We start from the raw sequence: 876 nt of genomic DNA on the forward strand, positions 1-876 counted from the left end.
TTTTTTTGTATCTTAAAGGTGTATTATTATTGCTTTTGAGATGCTTCTTCAACAACAAAAAATCCAGTTTAGTGAATTTTCCAAGCTTTATGAGCTGATTATTCCTAGGGAAAACTTACTGCGCAAGATTAATGAGCTTATAGATTTTAGCTTTATCTATGACGAACTAATGGGTAAGTATTGCGCGGACAACGGGCGTAACGCAGAGAGTCCGGTACGCATGTTTAAATATTTGTTGCTGAAGACAATTTATACCATTTCAGATGTTGATGTGGTAGAGCGTTCCCGCTACGATATGTCCTTTAAATATTTTTTGGAGATGTCCCCTGAACAGGAGGTGATAAATCCAAGCTCTCTGACCAAGTTCCGAAAGCTTCGTCTAAAGGACATGGATCTTTTAAACCTGCTGATTGGAAAAACCGTTTCTTTAGCCCTGGAAAAAGGCATTATTAAATCCAAATCCATCATTGTTGATGCTACACATTCATTTTCCAGATCCAACCCATACTCACCCATTGAGGTACTGAGGCAACGTTCAAAGTTGCTGCGAAAGGCAGTGTATTCAATGGATGATGATTTCAAAACCCGGATGCCTGAGCAGAATGAATCAAATGACATCCTAAAGGAAATAGAATACTGCAGTAAACTACAAAAACTTATCGAGTCTGATGAGGCATTAAGCGAAATCCCTGCAGTAAAGGAGAAACTGAACCTATTGAAGGAAACAGTTGAAGATACCCGGGAGAATTATGCGATATCCAAGGATATAGATGCCAGGATTGGCCACAAAACAGCCGACAGCAGTTTTTTTGGTTATAAAACTCATTTGGCAATGACAGAGGAGCGCATTATAACAGCAGCTACTGTCACATCAGC

At 39.4% G+C, this 876-nt stretch carries 1 protein-coding gene; it reads left to right on the forward strand.

Going from position 1 to position 876, the window contains the following annotated elements:
- Positions 1-40: 40 nt before the first annotated feature.
- Positions 41-876 (forward strand): transposase (locus tag ABD692_RS20895; RefSeq protein ID WP_344770106.1); only part of this gene is annotated, 836 nt, incomplete at its 3' end.

Origin of the sequence: Pedobacter ginsengiterrae (assembly GCF_039537385.1) — a bacterium.
Classification (GTDB): domain Bacteria; phylum Bacteroidota; class Bacteroidia; order Sphingobacteriales; family Sphingobacteriaceae; genus Pedobacter; species Pedobacter ginsengiterrae.